25 protein-coding genes and 1 riboswitch are annotated in these 24,174 nt (G+C 73.7%); of the genes, 10 read left to right on the forward strand and 15 right to left on the reverse strand.

Annotated elements, in window-relative coordinates; genetic code table 11:
• Nucleotide 1 precedes the first annotated feature (1 nt).
• Nucleotides 2-973 carry a DNA polymerase domain-containing protein gene (locus tag GA0070564_RS08715; RefSeq protein ID WP_091605459.1) on the reverse strand — a complete coding sequence of 324 codons (972 nt, stop codon included), beginning with the start codon at nucleotides 971-973 and terminating at the stop codon, nucleotides 2-4.
• Nucleotides 974-1,023: 50 nt separating this feature from the next.
• The gene (locus tag GA0070564_RS08720) at nucleotides 1,024-1,350 is read right to left on the reverse strand and encodes a hypothetical protein (RefSeq protein WP_091605462.1); all 327 of its coding nucleotides are present in this window, start codon (nucleotides 1,348-1,350) and stop codon (nucleotides 1,024-1,026) included.
• A gap of 200 nt (nucleotides 1,351-1,550) precedes the next feature.
• Between GA0070564_RS08720 and GA0070564_RS08725 the strand changes: the two genes are divergently transcribed.
• The 4 genes from GA0070564_RS08725 (at nucleotide 1,551) to GA0070564_RS08740 (ending at nucleotide 5,391) form a co-directional block, all read left to right on the forward strand.
• A complete protein-coding gene (locus tag GA0070564_RS08725; protein ID WP_091605465.1) occupies nucleotides 1,551-2,282 on the forward strand; it encodes a histidine phosphatase family protein in 732 nt (243 codons plus the stop codon).
• On the forward strand, nucleotides 2,266-3,135 hold the full coding sequence (locus GA0070564_RS08730) for an NAD(P)H-hydrate dehydratase (RefSeq protein ID WP_091605468.1): 870 nt from the start codon (nucleotides 2,266-2,268) through the stop codon (nucleotides 3,133-3,135). Before GA0070564_RS08725 ends, GA0070564_RS08730 begins: the two co-directional genes overlap by 17 nt.
• A gap of 148 nt (nucleotides 3,136-3,283) precedes the next feature.
• Nucleotides 3,284-4,774: a S8 family peptidase gene (locus GA0070564_RS08735; protein ID WP_091605471.1), complete on the forward strand. Its 1,491-nt coding sequence runs from the start codon at nucleotides 3,284-3,286 to the stop codon at nucleotides 4,772-4,774.
• A gap of 116 nt (nucleotides 4,775-4,890) precedes the next feature.
• A complete protein-coding gene (locus GA0070564_RS08740) occupies nucleotides 4,891-5,391 on the forward strand; it encodes a hemerythrin domain-containing protein (RefSeq protein WP_091605474.1) in 501 nt (166 codons plus the stop codon).
• 71 nt (nucleotides 5,392-5,462) lie between these two features.
• Here GA0070564_RS08740 and GA0070564_RS08745 read toward each other — a convergent pair whose 3' ends face one another.
• The gene (locus tag GA0070564_RS08745) at nucleotides 5,463-6,347 is read right to left on the reverse strand and encodes a metallophosphoesterase family protein (protein ID WP_091605477.1); all 885 of its coding nucleotides are present in this window, start codon (nucleotides 6,345-6,347) and stop codon (nucleotides 5,463-5,465) included.
• A gap of 61 nt (nucleotides 6,348-6,408) precedes the next feature.
• Nucleotides 6,409-7,215, reverse strand: a complete 807-nt coding sequence (locus GA0070564_RS08750; protein ID WP_091605481.1) for an SDR family NAD(P)-dependent oxidoreductase — start codon at nucleotides 7,213-7,215, stop codon at nucleotides 6,409-6,411.
• 156 nt (nucleotides 7,216-7,371) lie between these two features.
• Nucleotides 7,372-7,461, forward strand: a riboswitch (ZMP/ZTP riboswitch).
• A gap of 18 nt (nucleotides 7,462-7,479) precedes the next feature.
• Here GA0070564_RS08750 and GA0070564_RS08755 point away from each other — a divergent pair.
• Nucleotides 7,480-8,898: a glycine hydroxymethyltransferase gene (locus GA0070564_RS08755; protein ID WP_091605485.1), complete on the forward strand. Its 1,419-nt coding sequence runs from the start codon at nucleotides 7,480-7,482 to the stop codon at nucleotides 8,896-8,898.
• A gap of 146 nt (nucleotides 8,899-9,044) precedes the next feature.
• Here the strand turns inward: GA0070564_RS08755 and GA0070564_RS08760 are convergent, their stop codons facing one another.
• The 6 genes from GA0070564_RS08760 to GA0070564_RS08785 all read right to left on the reverse strand — a co-directional run bounded on the left by GA0070564_RS08760 (nucleotide 9,045) and on the right by GA0070564_RS08785 (nucleotide 15,358).
• Entirely contained in the window at nucleotides 9,045-9,296 is a 252-nt protein-coding gene (locus GA0070564_RS08760; RefSeq protein WP_091605490.1) for a hypothetical protein, read from the reverse strand.
• 45 nt (nucleotides 9,297-9,341) lie between these two features.
• Nucleotides 9,342-10,610 carry an aminotransferase-like domain-containing protein gene (locus tag GA0070564_RS08765; RefSeq protein WP_176730635.1) on the reverse strand — a complete coding sequence of 423 codons (1,269 nt, stop codon included), beginning with the start codon at nucleotides 10,608-10,610 and terminating at the stop codon, nucleotides 9,342-9,344.
• Nucleotides 10,611-10,682: 72 nt separating this feature from the next.
• A complete protein-coding gene (locus GA0070564_RS08770; protein ID WP_091605498.1) occupies nucleotides 10,683-11,777 on the reverse strand; it encodes an alpha-hydroxy acid oxidase in 1,095 nt (364 codons plus the stop codon).
• Nucleotides 11,770-12,780 (reverse strand): alpha/beta hydrolase, encoded by a 1,011-nt coding sequence (locus tag GA0070564_RS08775; protein WP_091605501.1) that lies wholly within the window; start codon nucleotides 12,778-12,780, stop codon nucleotides 11,770-11,772. Before GA0070564_RS08775 ends, GA0070564_RS08770 begins: the two co-directional genes overlap by 8 nt.
• 12 nt (nucleotides 12,781-12,792) lie before the next feature.
• On the reverse strand, nucleotides 12,793-14,013 hold the full coding sequence (locus tag GA0070564_RS08780) for a cytochrome P450 (RefSeq protein WP_091605504.1): 1,221 nt from the start codon (nucleotides 14,011-14,013) through the stop codon (nucleotides 12,793-12,795).
• 61 nt (nucleotides 14,014-14,074) lie between these two features.
• On the reverse strand, nucleotides 14,075-15,358 hold the full coding sequence (locus tag GA0070564_RS08785) for an SGNH/GDSL hydrolase family protein (protein ID WP_176730636.1): 1,284 nt from the start codon (nucleotides 15,356-15,358) through the stop codon (nucleotides 14,075-14,077).
• Between the two features lie 359 nt (nucleotides 15,359-15,717).
• On the opposite strand from GA0070564_RS08785, the gene GA0070564_RS08790 reads away from it, so the two are divergent.
• The 3 genes from GA0070564_RS08790 to GA0070564_RS29250 all read left to right on the forward strand — a co-directional run bounded on the left by GA0070564_RS08790 (nucleotide 15,718) and on the right by GA0070564_RS29250 (nucleotide 19,282).
• Entirely contained in the window at nucleotides 15,718-17,316 is a 1,599-nt protein-coding gene (locus GA0070564_RS08790) for a class I adenylate-forming enzyme family protein (protein ID WP_091605512.1), read from the forward strand.
• Nucleotides 17,313-18,578 carry an MFS transporter gene (locus tag GA0070564_RS08795; RefSeq protein ID WP_091605515.1) on the forward strand — a complete coding sequence of 422 codons (1,266 nt, stop codon included), beginning with the start codon at nucleotides 17,313-17,315 and terminating at the stop codon, nucleotides 18,576-18,578. Before GA0070564_RS08790 ends, GA0070564_RS08795 begins: the two co-directional genes overlap by 4 nt.
• A 143-nt stretch (nucleotides 18,579-18,721) precedes the next feature.
• Nucleotides 18,722-19,282 (forward strand): hypothetical protein, encoded by a 561-nt coding sequence (locus tag GA0070564_RS29250; RefSeq protein WP_176730608.1) that lies wholly within the window; start codon nucleotides 18,722-18,724, stop codon nucleotides 19,280-19,282.
• A 30-nt stretch (nucleotides 19,283-19,312) separates the two neighbouring features.
• Here GA0070564_RS29250 and GA0070564_RS08805 read toward each other — a convergent pair whose 3' ends face one another.
• The 4 genes from GA0070564_RS08805 to GA0070564_RS08820 all read right to left on the reverse strand — a co-directional run bounded on the left by GA0070564_RS08805 (nucleotide 19,313) and on the right by GA0070564_RS08820 (nucleotide 22,355).
• Nucleotides 19,313-20,158, reverse strand: a complete 846-nt coding sequence (locus GA0070564_RS08805) for a hypothetical protein (protein WP_091605518.1) — start codon at nucleotides 20,156-20,158, stop codon at nucleotides 19,313-19,315.
• Entirely contained in the window at nucleotides 20,155-20,736 is a 582-nt protein-coding gene (locus GA0070564_RS08810) for an RNA polymerase sigma factor (RefSeq protein ID WP_091605522.1), read from the reverse strand. Before GA0070564_RS08810 ends, GA0070564_RS08805 begins: the two co-directional genes overlap by 4 nt.
• 257 nt (nucleotides 20,737-20,993) lie before the next feature.
• The gene (locus GA0070564_RS08815; protein ID WP_245669876.1) at nucleotides 20,994-21,581 is read right to left on the reverse strand and encodes a GIY-YIG nuclease family protein; all 588 of its coding nucleotides are present in this window, start codon (nucleotides 21,579-21,581) and stop codon (nucleotides 20,994-20,996) included.
• Between the two features lie 111 nt (nucleotides 21,582-21,692).
• Nucleotides 21,693-22,355: a Type 1 glutamine amidotransferase-like domain-containing protein gene (locus tag GA0070564_RS08820; protein WP_091605525.1), complete on the reverse strand. Its 663-nt coding sequence runs from the start codon at nucleotides 22,353-22,355 to the stop codon at nucleotides 21,693-21,695.
• 111 nt (nucleotides 22,356-22,466) lie between these two features.
• On the opposite strand from GA0070564_RS08820, the gene GA0070564_RS08825 reads away from it, so the two are divergent.
• On the forward strand, nucleotides 22,467-22,880 hold the full coding sequence (locus GA0070564_RS08825) for an MmcQ/YjbR family DNA-binding protein (protein ID WP_091605530.1): 414 nt from the start codon (nucleotides 22,467-22,469) through the stop codon (nucleotides 22,878-22,880).
• 137 nt (nucleotides 22,881-23,017) lie between these two features.
• Nucleotides 23,018-23,659, forward strand: a complete 642-nt coding sequence (locus GA0070564_RS08830; protein ID WP_091605533.1) for an HAD family hydrolase — start codon at nucleotides 23,018-23,020, stop codon at nucleotides 23,657-23,659.
• Between the two features lie 7 nt (nucleotides 23,660-23,666).
• Here GA0070564_RS08830 and GA0070564_RS08835 read toward each other — a convergent pair whose 3' ends face one another.
• Nucleotides 23,667-24,137, reverse strand: coding sequence for a TIGR00725 family protein (locus tag GA0070564_RS08835; protein ID WP_245669877.1), 471 nt, complete (start codon nucleotides 24,135-24,137; stop codon nucleotides 23,667-23,669).
• Between the last annotated feature and the right edge of the window lie 37 nt (nucleotides 24,138-24,174).

The following is a 24,174-nucleotide window of genomic DNA, read 5'->3' on the forward strand; positions in this document are numbered from 1 at the left end:
CTCAGTGTTCGGGCGGGGCCGCCAGGCCCTCCCGGTCGGCCAGCTCCAGCAGCGGCTCCAGCGAGTAGCGCCGCTCGTCGAGGCCGGCGTGCGGGTCGCCCCGCTCGGCGAACCGGGCCGGCATCGTGGTCACGTCGAAGTCCTCCGGGCGTACGTCGGAAAGCTCCGACCAGTCCAGCGGCGCGGAGACCAGCGCCGCCGGCGTCGGCCGGATCGAGTACGCCGAGGTGACGGTGTGGTCGCGGGCCATCTGGTTGTAGTCCACGAAGACCGGCCGGTCCCGTTGCTCCCGCCACCATGTGGTGGTGACCAGCTCCGGCAGCCGGCGCTGCATCTCGCGGCCCAACGCCAGCACCGCCCGCCGGCACTCCCCGAAGCTCCACCGGGGCTCGATGGAGAGGTAGACGTGCAGGCCCCGCCCGCCGGTGGTCTTCGGGTAGCCGGCCAGCCCCAACTCGTCGAGGAAGGCCCGCACCTCGTGCGCCACCGGCACCACCTGGGCGAAGTCCACCCCGGGCATCGGGTCGAGGTCGATGCGCAGCTGGTCGGGGTGCTCCACGTCGCCGGCCGAGACCGGCCACGGGTGGAAGCGCAGGGTGCCCAGGTTGGCCGCCCAGATCACCACCGCCAGCTCGCTCGGGGCCACCTCGTCGGCGGTCCGGCCGCTGGGGAAGGTGATGTGCGCCGTCCGCACCCAGTCGGGCGCCCCCGCGGGCAGCCGCTTCTGGTAGAACGCGTCGCCCTTGTTGGTCTGCCGGGTGGCGACCTTCGCGCCCTCGAACACCCCGCGCGGCCACCGTTCCAGCATGGTGGGCCGGTCGCGCAGGGCGCGCAGGATGCCGTCGCCGACCGCCAGGAAGTAGCGGACCACGTCCAGCTTGGTCAGTCCCCGCTCCGGGAAGTAGGGCTTGTCCGGGCTGGAGACGCGGACCAGCCGCTCCCCCACCCGGATCTCCTCGGCCGCTGTCGCCATGCCTGACACCGTAACGGCCACCGACGCCCGACCGGGGCCGTCACGGCCGGTCAGCCCGCGATCATCACCCCGAGCACCAGCAGCGGCAGCGAGACGAACAGGAAGATGCCGACGCCGGTGAGCACCCGTCCACCGCCCGCGTCCTCCCGCTCGGGCGGCAGCCCGAACGTGGTCCGCGCACCCAGCATGCCGATCCTGCTCAGCGTCAGGTCCCCGGTGATCGCCAGCAACAGGGCGATCGCCACCAGCGCGATACCGAACCGGTGGACGAAGTCGCCGCCGGCGGAGGCCACCCAGATCCCGACCGCCACCGCGGCCACCAGCCCGGCGACGACTATCAGAAACAGGGCTTCCCGCAGCCCCTTGAGCACGGTCATCGACCGACACCTCCCCCGTGACACGACCGGAGCCGGTCGTACCCGACATGGTGCCCCGCAGGAGGCGGTCGCCGCTGTCCCGTCACCCAGGGTGACGGTTGGGTTCTCGCCAGCGCGCCACGCTTACCCGTCGGGTCCGGCTTCCCGCGAGCGCCGCCCGCGCGGGGTTACCGGGCGCGATGCCCGGGTAGGGGTTGGCCATGGCGGAACTGGCAGCCCTCTGGATCGTCCGACACGGCGAGAGCACGGCCAACGTGGCGGCGACCGCGGCGGAGAGCTCCGGCGCGGAGCTGATCGACCTGACCCACCGTGACGCCGACGTGCCACTGTCGGCCACCGGCGAGGAGCAGGCCCGGGCCACCGGCCGCTGGCTGGCCGGGCTGCCGGAGCACCGCCGGCCCGACGTGGCGGTGGTGTCGCCGTACCTGCGCGCGGTGAGCACCGCCGAGCTGGCGCTGGCCGGCACCGGGATCCCGGTCAGCCGCGACGAGCGGCTGCGCGACCGGGAGCTGGGCATCCTGGACGGGCTGACCGGGCACGGGGTGCGCCGGCGGTACCCGGACGAGGCGGACCGCCGGGCCCGGCTGGGCAAGTTCTACTACCGGCCGCCGGGCGGCGAGTCCTGGACCGACGTGGCGTTGCGGCTGCGCGGGCTCCTCGGCGACCTGCGCCGCGACCACGAGGGCCAGCGGGTGCTGCTCTTCGGCCACGACGCCCTGGTCTTCCTGCTGCGTTACCTGATCGAGGGGCTCACCGAGGCGGAGCTGATGGCCCTGACCCGGGAGCACGTGATCGCCAACTGCTCGGTCACCGGCTGGTCGGCGGACGCCGACGGCCGGCTGACCGCGGACACCTTCAACGACGTCGGCCACCTGCACCAGCAGGGCGCCCGGCCGACCAGAGAGGACGAGGTGCATGCCGAACCGGTCTGACAGCCTGGTCATCACCCCGGCGTTGCTGCGCGAGTGGGCGCTGCCCGTGCCGTCCGGCGGCAAGGACGCCCGGGGCACCGTGCTGGTGGTCGGCGGCTCCCGGTTCACCCCGGGGGCGGTGCTGCTGGCCGGGGTGGCCGCGCTGCGCGCCGGCGCGGGCGTGCTCCAGCTCGCCGCCGCCGAGTCCACCGCCGCCGCGCTGAGCATCCAGGTGCCCGAGGCGCTGGTGGTCGGCCTGCCGGAGACCCCGGCCGGGGCGGTGGCCGGCCGGGCGGGCGACCAGCTGCGCGAGCTGGCCGGGGAGGCGACCGTGGTCACCCTGGGCCCCGGGCTCAACGACATCGACGAGACCCGCGAGCTGCTGGAGCTGATCCTGGACGCGACCGGCCCGGAGACCTCGCTGGTGCTCGACGCGTACGCCCTGGGGGCGCTGAGCCACTCCCCCGACCTGCTGGTCGGCTCGGGGCGCCCGGTGGTGCTCACCCCCAACCTGACCGAGGCCCGGCACCTGCTCGACCGCGACCCCGGCGACGACCTGGACGCCGAGGCGGCCGAGCTGGCCCGCCGGTACGACGCCGTGGTGTCGCTGTACGGCCACATCGCCACCCCGCAGGGAGGCAGCTGGCGGGAGGAGAGCGGCGACGCCGGGCTGGGCACCTCGGGCAGCGGCGACGTGCGGGCGGGGCTGTTGGCCGGGCTGCTGTCCCGGGGCGCCGAGCCGGCGCAGGCGGCCTGTTGGGCGGCGTTCGCGCACGCGGTCAGCGGTCAGCGGCTGGTCCCCCGGTACGGCCGGATCGGCTTCCTGGCCCGTGAGCTGCTCGACGAGATCCCGCACACCCTGGCCACCGTATGACGAAGGTGGGTCCTCCGAACGGGTGTGTGTAACACCACAGTCGCTGCCTACGCTGTCCCTTCAGGAAGTGGAGCACCCCGCCCGCTTCCCGCCGGCCGCTTCCCGCCACGGAGCGTCACCCGGCTGGAGACAGCCCCTGGGAGTATGTGTGAAGAACCTCCGTCGCAAGACGCTGGCCGCGGCATCCGCCGTCACGCTCGGCGTCGGCCTCGCCGTCGCCGGCGGGCTGGCCCCGGCGGCGTCCGCCGCCGGACCGGACGCCACGTTCCTGGTCCTCGCCCCGCAGGGCGCCACCACCGCCAAGGCCGCCGCCCGCGTGGCCGCGGCCAACGGCACCGTGGTGGCCAAGTACGACCAGATCGGCGTGCTCGTCGTCCGCTCCACCAACCCGGACTTCGCCACCGCGGTGGCGGGGGCGGGCGTGGAGTCGGTCGCCTCCACCGCCGGCCTCGGCTCCGCCCTCGACGAGAGCGAGACCGTCGAGGTGGCCACGGCCGACGCCGCGGCCATCACCGCCGACCCGACCAAGGAGCCGCTGTACGGCCAGCAGTGGGACATGGACATGATCCACCTCCCGCAGGCCCAGGCGGTCAACGCCGGCAGCCCGAACGTCGTCGTCGGCGTGCTGGACAGCGGCATCTCCAGCACCCACCCGGACCTGGCGACGCAGATCGCCAAGGACAAGTCCACCTCCTGCATCGGCGGGGTCACCGACACCACCGAGGCGGCCTGGAACCCGACCACCAGCGACCACGGCACCCACGTGGCCGGCACCATCGCCGCCGCCGTCAACGGCGTCGGCGTGGCCGGCATCGCGCCCGGGGTCAAGGTCGCCGCCGTCAAGGTGGTCAACGACGACGGCTACATCTACCCCGAAGCCGCCGTCTGCGGCTTCCTCTGGGCCGCCGACCACGGGATGCAGCTGACCAACAACAGCTACTACATCGACCCGTGGGAGCTCAACTGCCGCAACGACGCGCGCCAGCGCCCGGTGTGGCAGGCGGTCCAGCGGGCCATCCGTTACTCGAACAGCAAGGGCGTGCTGAACGTGGCGTCCGCGGGTAACTCGAACTACGACCTCGCCCACAAGATCACCGACACCGCCAGCCCGGACAACTCGGACACGCCGGAGGTGCGGGAGAACCTCACCAACGCCTGCCTCGACCTGCCGGCCGAGGCGCCGGGCGTGGTAACCGTGGGCGCGGTCGGCCCGACCGGGGAGAAGAGCTACTACTCCTCCTACGGGCAGGGCGTCATCGACGTGACGGCGCCGGGTGGCGACACCCGCTTCCGCACCCAGGGCGTCCGCTCCACCCTCACCGACGGAATTCTGTCGACCACGTTCAACACGGCGACGAAGACCAACGGCTGGGGCTACAAGCAGGGCACCTCGATGTCCGGCCCGCACGCGACCGGCGTCGCGGCGCTGGCCCTGTCGGCCCACCCGGGTATGTCGCCGGGTCAGCTGGCGTCGTTCCTCGAGCGGACCTCGGTGACGAAGTCCTGCCCGCAGGGCGTCTACAACCCGGTTCCGCTGAGCGCGGCCGGCCCGCACGCCTACGACGCCACCTGCTCCGGCGGGGCGCGTAACGGCTTCTACGGCGCCGGCATCGTGGACGCGTACAACGTGGTGAAGTAGCAGTCCCGCAGCACCAGCGACGGGCCCGGCGCGAGCGCGCCGGGCCCGTCCGTTTTCGCAGCTCGGGACCGGGGTACCGGAGGGACCACCCGCACAGATCCCTAGGAGGTCCCCCGGTGTCCACCGATGCCATCGTCCTGCTCAAAGAGGACCACAAGGAGATGCGCCGTCTGTTCAAGGAGTTCCAGCAGGCCGAGGACGCGCCGGCGGCGCAGCGCGGCAAGCTGGTCGGCGAGATCCTCGAGGCCCTGACGGTGCACACCTACCTGGAGAACGAGGTGATGTACCCCGAGGTCCGCAAGCTGCTGCCGGACCTGGAGGACGACATCCTCGAGTCGTACGAGGAGCACCACGTCGCGGACCTGCTCTGTGCCGAGCTGTTCGCCATGGACGCCTCCCACGAGCACTACAACGCCAAGACCACGGTGCTTATCGAGAACGTGCTGCACCACGTCGAGGAGGAGGAGCAGGAGTGGTTCCCGAAGGTGCGCGAGGCGCTCGGGCGCAACCAGCTCCAGGAGATCGGTGAGCGGATGATCGCGCTGCGCCCCGACGCGCCGCGTACCCCCACCGACCCGAAGGCGATCAAGTCGGCGAAGGACGCGGTCACCGCCTGAGGCGAGGCTCGCGTCGTGGGGACCCGGCCCCGGTCGGGTCCCCGCCGCGTACCGGGCCACCCGTCGGCGGCTCAGAACCGGAAAACGCCCTTCGGCCCGGCGGGCGGTTCCTCGGGTACGGGCAGGATCTGGCGCAGCCGGCCGGGCGGGTTGGGACGGCGCCGCCACTCCCGGGGGTAGCCCACCGACACCTCCTCGAAGCGCACCCCGTCGTGCCAGGTGGTACGCGGGATGTGCAGGTGGCCGTAGACCATCGCGGCGGCGTCGAAGCGTACGTGCCAGTCGGCGGTGGCGTCGGTGCCGCACCACTGGGCGAAGATCGGATAGCGCAGGATCGCGGTCGGCTCGCGGACCAGCGGGAAGTGGTTGACCAGCACGGTGGGCAGGGCCGGGTCCCGCTGGTCGAGGCGGCGGGCGGTCTCCTCGACCCGGGCCGCGCACCACTGCGCCCGGTCGGCGTACGGCTCGGGGTGCAGCATGAACTCGTCGGTGCAGACCACCCCGGTGCGGTACGCCTCCGCCAGCGCCGCCTCCCGGCTGTCCAGTCCGGCCGGCCGCCAGCTGTAGTCGTAGAGCAGGAACAGCGGCGCGACCAGGGCCGGCCCCCCGGGGCCCCGCCACACCGGGTACGGATCCTCCGGGGTGAGCACCCCGAGGCGCCGGCAGAGCGCCACCAGGTGCTGGTAGCGGGCGACCCCGCGCAGGGTCACCGGGTCGCTCGGCGGCGTCCACAGCTCGTGGTTGCCGGGCGCCCAGACCACCCGGGCGAACCGTCGGGCGAGCAGCCCCAGCGTCCACTCGACGTCGGCCACCGTGTCGCCGACGTCCCCGGCGACCAGCAGCCAGTCCCGGGGCGACCGGGGCCGCAGGGACTCCACCACGGCCCGGTTCTCGGCGTACCGCACGTGCAGGTCGCTGATCGCCCACAGCGTGCCGTCGTCCGCCTCGGCCGTCATGGCTGTCGATCCTAGGCCAAGGATCTCCCGGCCCGCCGCCGCGGGCGGCGGGCCGGGGGCCTCACTCCCCCGAGCCGGGCTCGGCCATCCGGCGGTGCTGCTCGGCCTTCAGCCGGTCCGGGACGATCTTGCCCGCGACGGTCTGCACCTTGTTGATCAGGGAGCCGGCGGCGACCTTCTCGTCGCCCTTCATCAGCGCCTCGAAGGCGTCCTCGGCCACCTCACGCGGGTCGTCCTTCTTACCCTGGCCGACCTTGGTGTCCTGCATGTGGGCGCGGGCGAAGAACTCGGTGTCGGTCGGTCCGGGCATCAGCGAGGTGACGGTCACGCCGGTGTCCTTCAGCTCGTTGCGCAGCGCCTCGGCGAAGGACTGCACGAACGACTTCGAGGCGTTGTAGACGGCCTGGAAGCTCCCCGGCATCGTCGAGGCGATGGAGGAGGTGAAGAGCACCCGCCCCTGACCGCGGTCCACCATGCCGGGCAGCAGGCGCTTGGCCAGGTGCACGGTCGAGCGGACGTTCAGGTCGACGATGTCCAGCTCGTCGCGCAGGTCGGTGCCGCCGACGAAGTCCCCGCCCGCGCCCCGGCCGGCGTTGAGCGCCAACGCGTCCACCGGACGGCCGGTCGCGGCGACCGCCGCCGCCAGCGCCTCCACGCCGTCGTAGCTGGCCAGGTCCGCCCGGACCGGCTCGACCCGGGGCCCGTGGTCGCGGCGCAGGCTCTCCGCCGCCGCCTCGATGCCGTCGTCCTCGGCGGCCACGACCAGGTCGTACCCGTGTCGGGCGAACTGTCCGGCCAGCTCGAAGCCGATGCCGCTGGACGCGCCGGTCACCAGGGCCAGTGGCCGTTCGGTGGTCGGTGTGCTCATGATCGGTGTCCCCTCTCGTCGTCGGGCACCGGGCGCGCTCGCACCTTCCCCGCGCCGGCCCCTCCTCCTCCCAGTGCCCCGCCCGGTGCCGTCCAACCGTCGCGCGCCGGTCGCGGAGGTGCGCCGGGGCGGCCCGGGGCCGACCCGCTAGGATCGGCTGCGGGCCGTGACTGGCGCGTGGGGATGGAGCACCATCGGGAAGCGGTCCCGTCACGAGGACGCACGCCGAGCGCCTGGGCCTTCCGTACGTAACCTGGAGGTCGCATGTCGCCGAACGCCGAGTCCACCGCCTTCCGCAGCGCGCTGGAGGTCATCCGCGCCGTCGAGCCGCGGGTGGCCGACGCCATCGGGGCGGAGCTGGCCGACCAGCGCGAGTCGCTCAAGCTCATCGCCAGCGAGAACTACGCCTCCCCGGCCACCCTGCTGGCGATGGGGAACTGGTTCAGCGACAAGTACGCCGAAGGCACCATCGGGCGCCGCTTCTACGCCGGCTGCCAGAACGTCGACACCGTCGAGGCGCTCGCCGCCGAGCACGCCAGGGAGCTCTTCGGCGCCAGCCACGCGTACGTGCAGCCGCACTCCGGTATCGACGCCAACCTGGTCGCCTTCTGGGCGATCCTGGCCGACCGGGTCGAGTCCCCCGCCCTGAAGAAGGCCCAGGTACGCCAGGTCAACGACCTGACCGAGGCGGACTGGTTCGCGCTGCGCCGGGAGCTGGGCGACCAGCGGATGCTGGGCATGTCGCTGGACGCGGGCGGCCACCTCACCCACGGCTTCCGGCCGAACATCTCCGGCAAGATGTTCGACCAGCGCAGCTACGGCACCGACCCGGCGACCGGCCTGATCGACTACGACCGGGTGGCCGAGGCGGCCCGCGAGTTCAAGCCGCTGATCCTGGTCGCCGGCTACTCGGCGTACCCGCGGAAGGTGAACTTCCGGATCATGCGGGAGATCGCCGACTCGGTCGGCGCGACCTTCATGGTCGACATGGCCCACTTCGCCGGCCTGGTCGCGGGCAAGGTCTTCACCGGCGACTTCGACCCGGTGCCGCACGCGCACATCGTCACCACCACCACGCACAAGTCGCTGCGCGGCCCGCGCGGCGGCATGGTGCTCTGCGGCCCGGAGCTGGCCGACCAGGTCGACCGGGGCTGCCCGATGGTGCTCGGCGGCCCGCTGCCGCACGTGATGGCCGCCAAGGCGGTCGCCCTGGCCGAGGCCCGTCGCCCCGACTTCGCCGACTACGCCCGGCGGATCGTCGACAACGCGCAGGCGCTCGCCGAGGGGCTGACCCGCCGCGGCGCGAAGCTGGTCACCGGCGGCACCGACAACCACCTGGTGCTGATCGACGTCTCCGGCTACGGCCTGACCGGCCGGCAGGCCGAGCAGGCGCTGCTCGACTCGGGCATCGTGACCAACCGCAACGCGGTCCCGCAGGACCCGAACGGCGCCTGGTACACCTCCGGCATCCGGATCGGCACCCCGGCGCTGACCACCCGGGGCCTGGGCACCGCCGAGATGGACGCGACCGCCGAGCTGATCCACACGGTGCTCAGCCAGACCACCTCCGGCGAGTCCAAGGCCAAGTACGTCCTCGACCCGGCCCTGGCCGACAAGGTGAGCAGGCAGGCCACCGACCTGCTCGGCAACTTCCCCCTCTACCCCGGCGTCGACCTCGGCTGACCCACCCGGGTCCCCCAGCGCGCCCGCCCCGCGCCTGCGCGGTTGATCATGAAGTTAGCGGCGATGTGGATCTCTTCCACCGCCGCTAACTTCATGATCAACGCGGTGGGACCGGGCGGGGTGGGGTGCGGGTAGCCCGGGTGGGGTCAGACGATGGGGCGCTTGAGGTGGTAGCGGTGCACCTCGGTGCTGCCCTGGACGTTGTTGACGTCCTCGGCGGCGGAGACCAGCTCCCAACCCTCCCGGCCGGCCCGGTTGAGGTGGGCGATCGCGGTGTCGGCGTACGCGGTGATGTCGGTGCGGGACCCGTCCGGGCCGTACCAGACGAACGAGACGTGGAAATTGCGGCCCTGCCCCTGGTAGCGGCGGACCAACAGGGCGTACTCCCAAGCGACCATCCGTCCATTATGGTGGCCGGATGCGCCCCCTCGGAACACCAGGGGTCACCGCGGCTGGCCCGCACCCCCGCCGACCAGGGCGGCCACCTCGTCGGCGACCAGCTTCGCCAGCCGGTCCAACCCGAGGTCGATCTGGGCCGGGGAGACCGCGCTGATCGACAGGCGCAGGGCGTTGACCACGGCGCCGTCGTCGTAGAAGTGCGCCATCGGGGTCCAGAGCACGCCGTATTCCCGCGCGGAGCGGTGCAGCAGCGCGTCGTCCACGCCGAACGGCACGGTCACCACCACGAAGAAGCCGCCCGCCGGGGCGGTCCAGCTCACCCCCGGGAAGCGCTCCGGCGGGAAGCGCCGGGCCAGGCCGTCGAGCAGGTGCCGCAGATTCCGGGCGTACGCGGCCCGTTCCCGGGTGTTCGCCCCGGCCAGCGAGCAGTCGTGCTCCAGCAGCCGGCCGCCGATCACCGCCTGGGCGATCGGTGAGGTGTTCACCGTGACCATGCTCTTGATCTTGGCCAGGTGGTCGGCGAGCAGCCCCACCGAGCCGTCCGGCGCGGCCACCCGCTGGTCGGCCAGCACGTAGCCGACCCGCGCCCCGGGCAGCACCGACTTGGCGAACGAGCCCAGGTAGACCACCCGGCGGTCGGTGTCCAGGGCCTTGAGCGTCGGCGGCCGCTCGCCGTCCCGGGCCGGGAAGAGGCCGTACGGGTTGTCCTCGATCAGCAGCAGTTCCGCCTCGGCGGCCGACTCCAGCAGCCGGCGGCGGTGCGCGGTGTCCATGCTGACCCCGGACGGGTTGGCGAAGTCGGGCATCACGTAGCAGGCGCGCGGGCGCAGCCCCTCGGCCCGGGCCCGGCGCACCTGCTCGGCCAGGTCGGCCAGGTCGACGCCGGCCGGACCGCCGGCCACCGGACGGACCGGCAGGTCGACCAGCCGGGCCGCCCCGGTCAGCCCCACGTAGGTCGGCGCCACGGCCAGCAGAACGTCCCGCGGGTCGGTACGCAGCGCCCGCAGCACCAGGAACATCGCCTCCTGGCAGCCGACGGTCACCACCACCGCCTCGGGGTCGGCGGTGATCCCCTCGTCGACGGCCAGGTTGCGGGCGACCAGGTGGTGCACGATGCCCTTGGTCCGGCCGTACTGCAACAGGGTCCGGCGTGCCTGCTCCGGGCCGAGCCCCTGCTCCTGCACCAGGTGCCGGTGGAACCGGTCCAACCAGCGGTGCAGCGCGGCGACGTCGAAGTACTCCTCGTAGGGGCGGCCGGCCGCCAGCGACACCGCGTCCGGGTAGTGCTGGGCCACCTCGTTGAGGAAGTTCATCGAGTTCAACGCCGGGTCGTCGACCGAGGCGTGCAGGTCGGCGACCGTCAGATCCACCGGCTTGTCCACCGCTCAGCCTCCCGTGATCGTGCGTAGTGTGCGGGCCGCCGCCGGGTCGGCGCAGCCGGCCAGGGTCAGCGCGTCGCGCAGCTCCGCGGCGAGCAGCTCCAGCGCGGCCCGCGCCCCGGCCCGCCCGCCGGCGGCCAGCGCCCAGAGCATCGGCCGGCCCACCAGCACCCCGTCGGCGCCCAGGGCCAGCGCCCGCAGCACGTCGGTGCCGCCGCGTACGCCGCTGTCCATCAGCACCTGGCAGCGGCCGTCGACCGCCGTCACCACCTCCGGCAGCACCCGGGCGGTGGCCGGGGCGCCGTCCAGTTGCCGGCCACCGTGGTTGGAGACCACCACGGCGTCCACCCCGGCCTGGGCCGCCCGGGCCGCGTCGCGCGGGTCGAGGATCCCCTTGACCAGCAGCGGGGACGTCGTACGGGCCCGCAGCCACTCCAGGTCCGCCCAGCCCAGGGCGGGTGCGAAGACCGCGCCGGTGTGCGCGGCCACCGCCGACACCCCGGGGGTGCCGGCGTGCGCGAGGTCGTCGCGGTCGCCGGGCAGGTTCGCCGCGGCCACGTGCGGCGGCAACGCGAAGGAGTTGCGTACGTCGCGCAGCCGCCGGCCCAGCACCGGCACGTCCACGGTCACCATCACGGCGGTGGCGCCGGCCGCCTGCGCCCGGTCCAGCAGGTCGCAGACCAGCTGCCGGTCGCGCAGCCAGTAGAGCTGGAACCAGACCTGGCCGCCGGCCGCGGTGATCTCCTCGATCGGCACGCTGCTCAGGGTGCTGGCCACGTACGGCACCCCGGCCTCGGCCGCGGCGGCGGCCAGCGCCGGCTCGCCGTCGGGGTGCAGCAGCCGCTGGTACGCCATCGGCGCCACCGCCACCGGCAGGGCCTGCTCCCGGCCGAGCAGCCGGGCGGTGGTGGCGGGCGTGTCGACGCCGGCGAGCACCCGGGGCAGCACCGCCACCGCGTCCAGGGCGGCCCGGTTGGCGCGCAGCGTGGTCTCGGTGCCGCTGCCCCCGTCGATGAAGTCCCACACCGTGGCGGGCAGCACGGCGCGGGCCGCGTCGGCGAAGTCGGCGAGACTCGCCGGCGCCGGTGGGGTGTCAGCCATCGGCGTGCGCCCCGGGCCGCCCGGGACCGGTCGGCGGCGGGCCGACCGGTTCCGCCCCGGCGGCGGGATCGGCGGCGCACAGCCGGTAGCGGAGGAAGTCGGCGGCCTGGTCGAGGGCCCGCCCGGCGGCGTCGAAGGCGCCGGGCATGGCGAAGAAGCCGTGGATCATGCCCGGGTAGCGGGTCAGGTCGGTGAGCACGCCGGCCTCGCGCAGCCGGTCGGCGTACCGCTCGCCCTCCTCGCGCAGCGGGTCGTGCTCGGCGGTGATCACCAACGCCGGGGGCAGGCCGGAGAGGTCCTCGGCGAGCAGCGGCGACGCCAGCGGGTCGGCGGCGTCCGCCGGGTCGGCCAGGTAGTGCCCGCGGTACCAGTCCACCGAGTGCCGGTTGAACAGCAGCGGGTCCTCCGGCCCCCCGGCGGGCGTCGGCCGGGACCGCTGGTCGGTGTTGGGATAGACCAGCAGTTGCGCGGCGAGCCGGGGGCCGGCGTCGCGGGCCAGCAGGGTGACCGCCGCGGCGAGGTTGCCGCCGGCGCTGTCCCCGCCCACGGCCAGCCACCGCGGGTCGGCGCCGAACTCCTCGGCGTGCCCGGCGATCCAGCTGGTCGCCGCGTGGCAGTCGTGCACGGCGGCCGGGAAGCGGTGCTCGGGGGCGAGCCGGTAGCCGACGGTGACCACCTGGCAGCCGGTGGAGTTGGCCAGCCGACGGCAGATCCCGTCGGAGGTCTCCACGCTGCCCAGCGTCCAGCCGCCGCCGAAGAACCAGACCAGGGTGGGCAGCGGACCGTCGCCGGCCGGCCGGTACACCCGCACCGGCAGGTCGCCGGCGGGACCGGGGACGTGGGTGTCGCGTACCTCGTGCACCGGCTCGACGGCGCCGCCGCCGGCGCGGATCGCGGCCAGGTCGGCGGCGCGGGCCTCGGCCAGCGTCCGGGTGTACAGCGGTGGGACGTCGTCGGCGGCGCGGGTCGCCCGGTACGCCACCACCTGCGGGTCCAGGGACATGGTCGGGTCCTCCTACCGGGCGCCGGTGGTGACGAAGAGCTTGTCGATGCCCCGCAGGAAGAGGCTGCCGCTGTAGTCCGGGGTGCGGGTGACGGCCAGCCCGGGGAAGCGCTGGAAGAGCCGGGGCAGCGCGAGCCGGCCCTCGAGCTTGGACACCGCCGAGCCGAGGCAGAAGTGCAGCCCGATGCCGAAGGCCAGCGACGGCGGGCCGGCGCGGCGCGGGTCGAACCGGTCAGGCTCGGGGAACCGGGACGGGTCGCGGTTGGCCCCGGCGATCAGCAGCAGCACGTTCTCGTCCCGGCCCACCGGCACGCCGGCCAGCTCGGTGTCGGCCGGCGCGGCCCGGGCCAGGAAGTGCACCGGGCTCTCCATCCGCAGCACCTCGTCCACGCAGCCCTGGGCCAGCGCGTCGTCACCGGGCAGCGCGGCGACCACGTCCGGGTGCTCCAGCAGCAGCGGCAGGCCGTTGCTGAACATGTAGACGGTGGTGACGAAGCTGGCGTTGAAGAGCACGATCAGGTTGCTGATCAGTTCGGAGTCGGTCAGCTCCATCCCGCCGGCGTCCAGCGCCTCGACCAGGCCGCTGATCAGGTCCTCGCCGGGTCGGCGGCGGCGGTCGGCGATCAGGTCGCGGTAGTAGCCGCGCAGCTCGTCGGCGGCCTGGTTGGCCAGGGCGAGGCGCTGCGGGGTCTTGCCGGCGACGTCCATGAACTCGTCGATCCAGTCGACCCGCTGCCGGTACCAGGCCAGGTCCGCCTCGGGCAGGCCGATGAACTGGGCCATCACCAGCGCCGGTACGGGATAGGCGAAGTCGGCCACGAAGTCGACCTCCGCGCCGCCGGCGCCGGCCTCGGCCATCGCCGCCAGCCGCTGGTCGACCACCCGCTCGATCACCGGTTCCAGCGCGCCCAACCGGCGCGGGGTGAACGTCCTGGCGAAGACCGCCCGCATCCGGGTGTGGTCGGGCGGGTTGACGAACATCATCGAGGAGTTGAAGGTCCGCAGGATCTCCTGCTCCTGCCAGCCGGGCGGGGACTGCTTGTACCACTGCGGGTCGCGCAGCACCCGGTCGACCACGTCGTACCCGGCCGCGACGGCGACGACGCTGCTGTGCTCCGAGCGGCGCGGGATCGCCCCGATCGGGCCGTGCTCGTGCAGGGCCGCGTACCACGGGTAGGGGTTCTGTCTCCCCTGCTCGCTGTACAGGCCGGTCAGGATCTCGTCGAACTCCACGCCTCGTCCTCCCCAGGATCGGTGGTGGGGCGGCGCGCCTCGGCACGCCGCCCCACCGGTGTCACAGACCGAGCAGTCGCAGCGGTACGGCGTCCGCCATCGCCTGCGCGCCGGCGTCGTTCGGGTGGATGTGGTCCCCCGAGTCGTACGCGGGCAGCAGCCGGCTGGGCCGCTCCGGGTCGCGTACGACGGCGTCGAAGTCGAGCACGCCGTCGAACTCGGCCGCCCCCGCCCCGCGCAGCCACGCGTTGACGGCCTGCCGGGTGGCATCCTTCTCCGGCGTCCACACCCCCGGGCCGCCGTTGCCCTCGTACGGGGTGATCGTCCCGACCAGGCTGGTCAGGCCGCGGGCCTTGACCTGCTGGTTGAGCTGCCGCAGGGTGGCGATGATCGCCTCGGACGAGTCGTCGGACATCCAGATGTCGTTGATGCCCAGGTGGGTGACGACGGTCCGCACGCCGGTCTGCGGGAAGACGTCCTCGTTGAGCCGGGCCAGGGCGTTCGGGCCGAGCTCGTAGTAGCCGGGGAAGCCGCCCGCGCCGGGTTCGGTGCCCTCGTGGTTGAGTCGGTTGCCGGAGAGGCTGAGGTTGAGCACGCCGGGGGTGCGCACCTCCGGACGCTTGTCGATCAGCCGGGCGGCGAGCAGGTCCGGCCAGCGCCGGTCGGCGTTGACGGTGCTGCCGTTGCCGTCGCCGATCGAGTCGCTGAGCACGACCACCGACCCGGGGCTCATCCGGCGTTCCACGTCGATGCCGGACAGGAACATCCAGCAGCAGTCGATCTTGCGGGTGAACTCGGTGCTGGTGGCGACCGTCGTGAGGTCGGTCTGGCCGATGAAGTTGGTGGCCCGGGCCTGGCCGTGGAAGGTGACCGGGCCGGTGAGCACCGGGAAGAACAGGGTGACGACCAGGTCCTCCTGCTCGCCCACCGCGAAGTCCAGCGGGTCGCTGACCAGCTCGGCGCCCTTGTTCATGGTGGCCGAGGTGGCGCCGTTGAAGGTCAGCTCGTGGACGGTGGTCGTGTCGATGTCGGAGCGGTCCTCCGGCGTGGTGGTGTCCGGGCGGGCCACGGTGGCGTGGCCGACCTTGACGGCCTGCTCGCCGTAGAGGTTGGACAGCCGGATGCGGACCCGGTCGCCACCGACGGTGGTCTGCACGTTCATCCGGATGCTCTGGTTGTTCAGGCCGGTGTTGGTCAGCCCGACGGTGTTGCCCCGGGTCACCGCGGCGGCCCAGCTGCCCGCCCACTCGGTGCGCCCGTGCCGGGCGCCGTCGAGGTCGGCAGGGCCGGCGCTCGCCGTCACCGCCGGGGTCGCCGCCACCAGCAGGGTGGCCGCGGAAGCTATGAGTTGCCATCTCTTCGGGGTCGACATTGAACCTCCATCGTGGGCAGCCCGGGGCGCCACCCATTGACGGCGCCGTCCGGACGATGGGACAGAAACCTAGCCGCCGGTCCTGACGAGCGTCAATCGACCTGATCGACGTGATCAAATGTCCTGGGGACGGGGTGGCACGCCGTTCGGGCCCTGTGCCCGGTCGGCGCGGCCGGCCTAGGCTCGCAACCGGCGGCGGTGCGGTCGCCGATCGGCGCACCCTTCGTCGCGCCCGGCTCCGGCCTGCCCGTCGCGCTCGGCGACGGTCGGCCTTAGCGCCCTTGACCAGGGCGTACGCCGGTTCCGGTGGCATGTCGACGAAAGGCTGCGCGATGACCGACCGACCGACCTCCTACGTACACCGGGCGCTGGAGCTGTTCGCCGGGTTCGGCGACCGGGAGGCGCTGGTCGGCGACGGCCGCCGGCTGACCTACGCCGAGGTGGCCGCGGAGGTCCGGGCGACCGCCGCGACCCTGCACGGGCTGGGGGTCCGGCCGGGCGGCGCGGTGCTGGTGATGCTCGGCAACGCCGTCGAAGGGCCGCTGGTGCAGCTCGCCCTGCACCTGCTCGGCTGCCGGACGATGTGGATCGCGCCGGTGACCTCCCGCCGGGAGATCGACGAGTTCGTCCGGCTGGCCGCACCGGAGGCGTTCCTCCACGACGCGCGCACCGGGGACGGCCTGGGCGCGGAGCTGGCCGCCGGGCTGACCGGCACGCCGGTGTTCCGGCTCGGCGGCGAGGGTCCGGGCGTGGACCTGGTCGCCGAGGTCGCCGCGCGGCTGGCCGCCGGCCCCGTCGCGGACCCGCCGGCGGGCCCGGCGCCGGAGTCCTTCCTGCAGACCAGCGGCACCACCGGCACACCGAAGCTGGTGCACCACCGGCAGAGCTTCTACGACCAGATCCTGGTGCTCGCCGCCGAATTCCGGGCGGCCGGCTTCCCACTGCTGCGGCACCTGTCCCACTCACCGATGTGGTTGGCCAGCGGCCAGATCACCACCCTGTTCAACCTCTTCACCGGCGGCGTGCTCTTCCTGCGCCAGCGGTGGGACCCGGCAGCGTTCGTCGCCACCGTGCCGGCCGAGCGGATCAACTCGACCTTCGTCACCCCGCCGATGCTCTACGAGGTGCTCGACCATCCGGCGCTCGACGGCGCCGACTTCTCGACCATGTTCATGTTCAACGTGGGCGCGGGGCCCGCGGCGCCGGCCCGGCTGCGCCAGGCGATCGCCCGCTTCGGCCCGTGCCTGCGCATCGTGTACGGGCTCAGCGAGGCCGTGGTGATCTGCGCCCTGCCCGGCCTCACCGAGGACCCGGAGCACCCGGAGCGGCTGCGCGCCTGCGGCCGGCCGTACGGGGACGTGGCGGTGGAGATCCGCGACGCCGACGGGACGGTGCTGCCGGCGGGGGTCGACGGCGAGGTGTGGGTGCGGACGAAACTGAGCTTCGCCGGCTACCACGGCCAGCCGGAGCTGACCGCCGAGACCCTGGTCGACGGCTGGGTACGCACCCGCGACGTCGGCCACCTGGACGCCGACGGCTACCTGTACCTGGTGGACCGGCTGGCCGACCGGATCCTCACCCGGCAGCGCAGCTGGCCGATCTACTCCCGCCCGATCGAGGACGTGCTGGCGGGGCATCCGCAGGTGCGGGCGGCCGCGGTGATCGGGGTGCCGGACCCGGTCGCCGGTGAGCTGCCGTACGCGTACGTGGTGCCGGCGCCCGGCGCCACGGTCGGCGGGGACGAGCTGATCGCCCTGGTGACCGCCGAGCTGAGCGAGACCTGGGCGCCCGGCGCGGTGGAGTTCGTCGACGAGCTGCCGCTTAACCGGTCGGCCAAGGTGGACAAGCTCGCCCTGCGGGCCCGGTACGCGGCCACCCACGGCGAGGACGGCCGGTCGCTGACCGCTGCGGCGATCGGCGGCCCGGCGTGACGCCGCGCCGCCAGCTCTACACCCTGGTCGGCGCCGACCTGATCACCAACCTGGGCACCCGCATCTCGATCGTGGCCATCCCCTGGCTGGTGCTGGAGACCACCGGCAGCCCGACGAGGATGGGGCTGGTGGCCGCCGCGGAGGCCCTGCCGTACATGCTCTCCAGCGCGTTGGCGACCCCGTGGGCCGACCGGTTCGGGGTGCGTCGTACCTCGATCGTCGTGGACGCGGCGAGCGCGGCGGTGGTGGCCGTGGTGGCGCTCGCCCCGTGGCTGGGGTTCGGCGCGTTGGTGGCCCTGGTGGCGGTGGCCGGCGCGTTGCGCGGCATCGGCGACCGGGTGAAGCACGTGATGTTCCGGCCGGCCGCGCAGCGGGCCGGGGTGCCGCTGATCCGGCTGACCTCCGCCTACGACGGACTCAGCCGCGGCATCACCCTCTTCGGGGCGGTGCTCGGCGGGCTGCTCATCGACTGGGTCGGGGTGACCCGGGCGATCTGGATCGACGCGGGCACCTTCGCGGTCTGCGCGCTGATCGTCGCGCTGCTGGTGCGCCCGGCGTCGGTGGCGGCGCAGCCGGCGCCCCGGGAGCCGTACCTGGCGGCGTTGCGCGGCGGCTTCGCCCACCTGCGCACCGACCGGATGCTGATGACCATGTTGCTGGTGGTGTCGGCGTTGAACCTGTTCGCCAACGCCAGCATCGCGGTCTACATCCCGCTCTGGGTGGCCGACGTGCTGGCCGATCCGGCCGGGATCGGGCTGCTGCTGGGGATCTTCGCCGGTGGGGCCCTGCTGGGGAACCTGCTGTTCACCGTGGCCGGTCCCCGGCTGCCACGCCGGCTGCTGTTCGCCCTCGGGGTGGCGCTGAGCGGCGCGCCACGGCTGCTGGCGCTGGCGCTCTCCGACCGGCTGGCCGTGGTGGCGACGGTGACCTTCCTGTCCGGCATCGCGATCGCGGCGGTGAACCCGCTGCTGGGTGCGGCCCTCTACGAGCGGGTGCCGGACGCCCTGCAGACCCGGGTGCTGGGAATCGCCGGTTCGGTGGCCTTCCTGGGCCTGCCGGTGGGCGCGCTGCTGGGCGGGGCGTCGGTGGACGTGTTCGGGTTCACCCCGGCGCTGCTGGGGATGTCGGTGGCCTGCGTGCTGCTGACCGTCGTGCCGCTGGTCGCCGTCGGGGACGCCGAGCGGCCGCCGCCGGCCGACCGGCTGACGGCCGACGCCGGCCGGGACCCGGCGGCGGCCGGGGCGGGTACGACCCCGACCTGATCAACCCGGACGCTCCGGGCGTTCCTCGCCGGTGTCGAAACACCCGCAGCCATCGCGTCCCGGCCTCGCGGGCGTGGGGCCCGCCCTTCCTTCACCGGCCTGATTCCCACGCCAACCGTCGTCGCAGCGGCTTGAATGGCGGTATGCAGGTCGGTAGGGACGGGCGGAACTGGCGCATCGGCGCCGCCGCCGACGTGGGCTGGATCGCTGGTCACACCACTGCCGGCGTCTCGATCACCACCGCCATCCCGCCGGTCTTCGACGCCTACGCCACCACGCACCAGGCCGACGACGTCGACGCCGCCGCCTACGAGCAGGCCCTGATCGAGGACCTCTCCGCGCACACCTCCGACCAGCCGTGGTGGCTGGGCTACCTCGACACCGGCGCCCACGACGTCGTCCTCCCCCACGCCCCACGGGTGTTCCTCTACTGGAACTGGCCGTACGTGCTGGTCGAGGCCGGTCCCGAGCAGGCCCTCACCTGGCGCACCGGTGGTCATATCCGCCACCAGCACGGCGCGCTGCCCGACCTGTTCTTCCCCGCCGACCGGTCATGGCTGGTCTCCGCGCTCTGGGACGACACCTGGACCTGCGTCGGCGGCCCGGCGCCGCTGATCCACACTCTCGAACGCGACCCGGTGGCCAACGCCCGCCAGGTCCGCCCCGACGAGGACGCGCTGCCACCGGGGCTGGTCCGCGAGTGACGGCCAACACCGAGGCGCGGTCAGCCTTTGCTAGCCTCGCCACTTCTCCGCCGGCCGGCAACCACTTGTCGGTTTGCCGTAGATCCGCTTCCCGTCCGGGCCCGCGTAGCAGTGCTCCAGTTCGTCTTCGGCCTGGAACAGCGGACGCCTGTCGATCTCCGTCCCCTCGGCGTCGTAGCTGACCAGTTCGGGGTCGTTGGCGGCCCTGAGTCGGGCGTCGTCGGTCAGCAGACCGAACGCACCTCCGGAGAGCCGGGCCGCGGTGGTGTGGCCGTCGCCGTGGTCGAGCACGAGCCGGTGGACACGCCCGCTGACCCGGCCGCTGACGCTGACATCCCCGCCGTCGGACTCGGTGGAGGTCAGCAGCAGCCGCTGCACCGGTCCGGGCAGCCATTCGCCGTGCGGCCACGGCTCGGTGGCTCCTCCACCGGACTCCCGGGCCGTTCCCGCCCACTCCACGTCACAGGTGGCGTAGCCGGCGTCGTTCATGAACAACACCAGCGCGCGGTCACCCCGCTCGGTAGCCACCGCCAGATCGGCCAGGGACACCGGGACGGGCCGCTCTGCCGGGTCCTGCCGGGTCTGCCGTTGCGGGGAGTTCCACCCAAGGCACCGCTTTGCCGCATCCCGCAGCGTCGGCGACAGCTCCCCGGCCCCCATGGCCAGCACCTGCCCGGTCGAGCGCTCCGGCTGGTCCCACACCACCGCCGCGGCACCGGACGCCACGGCCAGCAGCACCGTGGCGGCCACGGCGATCCGCAGTCGTGGGCTCCGCGCCGCAGGCGGGCGCACGGAGCCGAGGATCCGGGCCCGCATCGCGAGCGCCGCCTCCGGCGGCAGGTCCCGCTCCGCGGGCAGGTCGAGAATGTCGTTCACCGTTTCCCCTCCTGGATCTCCTGCGGCAGCAGACGGGCCAGGCGGCTGCGCGCGCGACTGACCCGGGACCGCACCGCCACCTCACTGATGCCCAACACGGCTGCCGCGTCCGGGTACGACACGCCGGACCACAGGCACAAAGCCACCGCCTCCCGCTCGGCCGGCGGCAACCCGCGGACCACCGAGAGGACCTCGGCCATCCGCCGCTCGTCGTCGAGCCGCGCGGCCACCTCGTCGGCGAGGTGGCCATCGGCGTACCGCTCCGCCGGCAGGCGCCGGAGCAGCGCCAGCCACCGACGCGCCGACCGCCACTCGGAGCGGACCGCGTTGGTGGCGACCACCAGCAGCCACGGCAGCGCCGATCCGTCCACGAGTCGGGCGTCGTGGCGGCGGCGCCACGCGACGAGGAACGTCGCCTGGGTGACGTCCTCGGCGGTCGACCACGACCCGGTCAGCCGGAACGCGTGGTTGTAGACCGGGCGGGAGTACCGGTCGAAGAGCCGACCGAACGCGGACTCGTCACCGGCGGCGATCGAGCACCACAGTTCCTCGTCCGACGGGCGTACCTGATGTCTCACACCACACTATGGCCGCTCCCGCCGACTCTGTTGCAGGTCACGGTCCACCTGTTGAACGAGCGCGGCGGGCGGCCTTCGTCCGGCCCAGGACGGACCGCCTCGTCGTAGGTCGCGGCGGCGATGTCCGGCGATCGGCGTGCGCCCAGGTCCGACGGCTCAGGATCGAGCCGTTAGCCGGTCATCGCCCGGTTGCCCGGAGCACACCGCCGCCGGCCACCCCGCCGGGGGCCGTACCCGTACGCGTGGCGGACCGCCGGTTACGGCCTCCGTGGGGGCTCGCCGGGGCGGCTACTGGCGTTGTACGACTCCTTGGCGGAGAGCACGGCGGCCTGGCGGTGCTCGGGGTCGACGCCGTGCACATTGAGCGGCGGGTGCACACGCGCAACGAGTTCGGCCTCGATGGTCGCCGGTTCCGCGTCTTCCGCCCAGGTCAACCGCAGGTGCGTGTGCATCCACGCGGTCAGCCGCGCCTCATCCTCAGGGACCAGTACGACGCGGTCGGTCCAGGTCGTCCGGTAGCCCTCGGCCACCAGAAGCCCGGCCAAGGTACGGCGCAGCGTCGAGCTGCCCGAACGCCTCAGATGGTTGCGCAGGATACGCCCGCGCAGGCTGGTCGCTCGCCCGAGGTACAGCAGTCGTAGCGACGGGTCGTTCTCATTCGGCGGCCCAGGCAGGTCGGGCAAGATCGAGGGAGCAGCCCACCAGGCGTAGACACCACTGCCACGGCTGAGCCGCTTGACGGCGACATCGAGCTCCACCGGCACGCCGGAGAGCAGCCGCAGGGCCTCTTCGACCCGAGCTTCGTCGGTGGGGACGCGGTCGGGTCGCCGTTCGGGAAGGGTCATCGACACCATCATAGGTTCCGGGCAGATCGTGGCCGGGACGGGAAGGACCGGATGCCCGCACACCGGCACCGACGGCGCGCTCGACGCAACCGGGCCACGGATGCGGGGCGGTCAGCACCCGAACTTCTTCCACTGCCCTTCGGAGACCACGTCGACCGTGCCGTCGACGACCGTGATGGCCGTCTGTTCGTCGATGGCGTAGGCCGGGACACCGATCTCGGCGGCCCACCGTGCCGCGTGGGCCAGGGTGTTCGTCGGGAAGTGGTCCAGGTGCGGGAAGATCGAGAAGTCGACGACTCCCAGGGTGCGGTCGTCCGGGGCGGCCGGCCACTCGACGAAGTACGCGCCGATCCGGGGCGTCATCACCATGCTTCCGGCACTCACCCCCACCCAGAGCGTGTCGGGCAGCGACGGCAGCAGCTCGGCCAGCCCGGACTCCCGCATCCAGTGGCACAGGTACGTCGCGTCGCCGCCGTCGACCAGCAGGACGTCGGCCTCCCGGACCCAGGGGACCCAGCGCTCCGCGCCGATCGTCGGCAGGGCGGCGAGTTCGAGGACGCCGAGCGACGCCCAGCCCAGGCCGGTCAGGTGCCGGAAGGTGGGCTCGGCGGCCACGAGTCCGCGTACCGATGTCGGACCGCACATCGGGTGGCCCCACTGCGCGGTCGGGACGACCAGGGCGTGGCACTCGGCGACCGGCTTGCCGAGGAGCCGCACGAGCGCGGAGTGGATGCTGGGATTCGTGACGCCGCCCGAGGTCAGCAGGAGCTTCACGGTGCCTCCCGATTCGCGCGTGTGGGGGGACGGGGCGTTCGACAGCAGTATGGAGCCTCGGCGGCCGCCGGATGTGCCCGTAACGTCGGTGGGCGGCGTAGGGTCCGGCCCATGGCAACCTGGGACGACGTCCGGCGGCTCGCGCTGGCCCTGCCGGAGACCACCGAGCGGGGGACGTACGACGATCTGCCGGCCTGGCGGGTGCGGGACAAGTCGTTCGTCTGGGAGCGCCCGCTGCGCCGCGCCGAACTCGACGCGCTGGGCGATGCCGCCCCCGGCGGCCCGATCCTCGGCGCCCGGGTGCCAGACCTGGGCGCGAAGGAGGCGCTGCTCGCCGACGACCCGGAGGTCTACCTCACCACGCCGCACTTCGACGGCTACCCGGCGGTGCTGGTCCGGCTCGACCGGATCGACGTCGACGAGCTGACCGAGCTGGTCACCGAGGCCTGGCGCGCCCGGGCCCCGAAGCGCCTCGCGGCCGGGCTGGGGGCGCCGGTGGCGGACCGCCAGCGCCGGTCGCCCTAGGTCCCACCGCAGGGAGGGCGACCACGTGACGACGACCATCGCGCCCCTGGCGTCCCCGGTCACGGGTCTCGATCCGCCCTGCCTGCCCCTCGACCCCACCCCCGAGGATCCGCCGGACAGGGCCTAGCGTCGACGCCATGGCAGAGACACGGCAACCGGTGGCCGGCATCGTCTTCGACATGGACGGCACCCTGATCGAGTCGCACCGGGTGGTGCCCGCGGCGTACCGCGCGGCGGTGCTGGACGGGGGCGGTCCGCCGCGCTCCGACGCCGAGGTGATCGCGGGCTACCGGCTGGGCGCCCCGGTCGACCTGCTCACCCACCTGCTCGGGCGGCCGGCCACCGAGGCGGACCTGACCTGCTATCACGAGCACCTGGCCGCCCGCGCCGAGCACATCACCGTCTACCCCGGGGTGGCGCAGCTGCTCGCCGAGGTGGCCGGCCGGGTGCCCGTGGGCCTCTTCACCGGCGCGAGCCACCGCTCGGCCGAGATCCTGCTCGGCAGCGCCGGGCTGCTCGGGCACTTCCGGGTCGTCCTGGGCGGGGACCAGGTCACCCGCCCCAAGCCCGCGCCGGACGGGGTCGAGCTGGCGTGCCGGCGGCTGGGCGTGGCGCCGACCCGCGCGGCGTACGTGGGTGACTCACCGCTGGACCTGCGGGCCGCCCGGGACAGTGGCGCCCTGGCGGTGGCCGCAGCCTGGGGGCACATGCACGATCCGACCGCACCCGCCGACGTCACCGCCGACCATCCTGCCGACCTGCTGGCCCTGACCGCCTGATCGTCGGTCAACCGGTCCGGCGCAGGGCCACCCGGACGGCCTCCTCGGGGCTGTCGACGTGCTGCGGGCCCGGCACCGGCCCACCGGCGACGTCGAGGACGCGCCAGCCGTCGAGGACCACCACCGGGATCCCGCCGCGCCGCACCGCGAGGGCCACCTCGCTGAGCGTGCCCCACGAGCCGCCGACGGCGATCACCGCGTCGGCGCTCCACACCAGCACCGCGTTGCGGGCCTGCCCCATGTTGGTCAACACGTTCACCGAGACCTCGGCGGGACCCGGGTCGGCGCCGTCGTCGGGGCGTACCCCGACCACCAGGCCGTCGCGGGACCGGGCGCCGGCGGCGACCGCGGCCATCACCCCGCCGCCACCTCCGCACAGGACGGTCGCGCCCCGCTCGGCCAGCAGCTCCCCCACCCGGCGGGCGTGTTCCACCTCGGCCGCCGTGGCCGTCGCCGGCCCGCACACCGCCACCTGCACCGTGACCTCCTCCTGAGGCATTGTCCCCCGCCGCCGG

Origin of the sequence: Micromonospora mirobrigensis (assembly GCF_900091555.1) — a bacterium.
GTDB lineage: Bacteria > Actinomycetota > Actinomycetes > Mycobacteriales > Micromonosporaceae > Micromonospora > Micromonospora mirobrigensis.

Excerpts from the sequence above, each read along its gene's own strand:
- GA0070564_RS08720 (WP_091605462.1), bottom strand. The coding sequence starts at position 1,350 with ATGACCGTGCTCAAGGGGCTGCGGGAAGCCCTGTTTCTGATAGTCGTC.
- GA0070564_RS08790 (WP_091605512.1), top strand. The coding sequence starts at position 15,718 with ATGACCGACCGACCGACCTCCTACGTACACCGGGCGCTGGAGCTGTTC.
- GA0070564_RS29250 (WP_176730608.1), top strand. The coding sequence starts at position 18,722 with ATGCAGGTCGGTAGGGACGGGCGGAACTGGCGCATCGGCGCCGCCGCC.
- GA0070564_RS08770 (WP_091605498.1), bottom strand. The coding sequence starts at position 11,777 with ATGGCTGACACCCCACCGGCGCCGGCGAGTCTCGCCGACTTCGCCGAC.
- GA0070564_RS08750 (WP_091605481.1), bottom strand. The coding sequence starts at position 7,215 with ATGAGCACACCGACCACCGAACGGCCACTGGCCCTGGTGACCGGCGCG.
- GA0070564_RS08825 (WP_091605530.1), top strand. The coding sequence starts at position 22,467 with ATGGCAACCTGGGACGACGTCCGGCGGCTCGCGCTGGCCCTGCCGGAG.
- GA0070564_RS08775 (WP_091605501.1), bottom strand. The coding sequence starts at position 12,780 with ATGTCCCTGGACCCGCAGGTGGTGGCGTACCGGGCGACCCGCGCCGCC.
- GA0070564_RS08760 (WP_091605490.1), bottom strand. The coding sequence starts at position 9,296 with ATGGTCGCTTGGGAGTACGCCCTGTTGGTCCGCCGCTACCAGGGGCAG.
- GA0070564_RS08745 (WP_091605477.1), bottom strand. The coding sequence starts at position 6,347 with ATGACGGCCGAGGCGGACGACGGCACGCTGTGGGCGATCAGCGACCTG.
- GA0070564_RS08755 (WP_091605485.1), top strand. The coding sequence starts at position 7,480 with ATGTCGCCGAACGCCGAGTCCACCGCCTTCCGCAGCGCGCTGGAGGTC.
- GA0070564_RS08725 (WP_091605465.1), top strand. The coding sequence starts at position 1,551 with ATGGCGGAACTGGCAGCCCTCTGGATCGTCCGACACGGCGAGAGCACG.
- GA0070564_RS08715 (WP_091605459.1), bottom strand. The coding sequence starts at position 973 with ATGGCGACAGCGGCCGAGGAGATCCGGGTGGGGGAGCGGCTGGTCCGC.
- GA0070564_RS08730 (WP_091605468.1), top strand. The coding sequence starts at position 2,266 with ATGCCGAACCGGTCTGACAGCCTGGTCATCACCCCGGCGTTGCTGCGC.
- GA0070564_RS08815 (WP_245669876.1), bottom strand. The coding sequence starts at position 21,581 with ATGACCCTTCCCGAACGGCGACCCGACCGCGTCCCCACCGACGAAGCT.
- GA0070564_RS08830 (WP_091605533.1), top strand. The coding sequence starts at position 23,018 with ATGGCAGAGACACGGCAACCGGTGGCCGGCATCGTCTTCGACATGGAC.
- GA0070564_RS08765 (WP_176730635.1), bottom strand. The coding sequence starts at position 10,610 with ATGAACTTCCTCAACGAGGTGGCCCAGCACTACCCGGACGCGGTGTCG.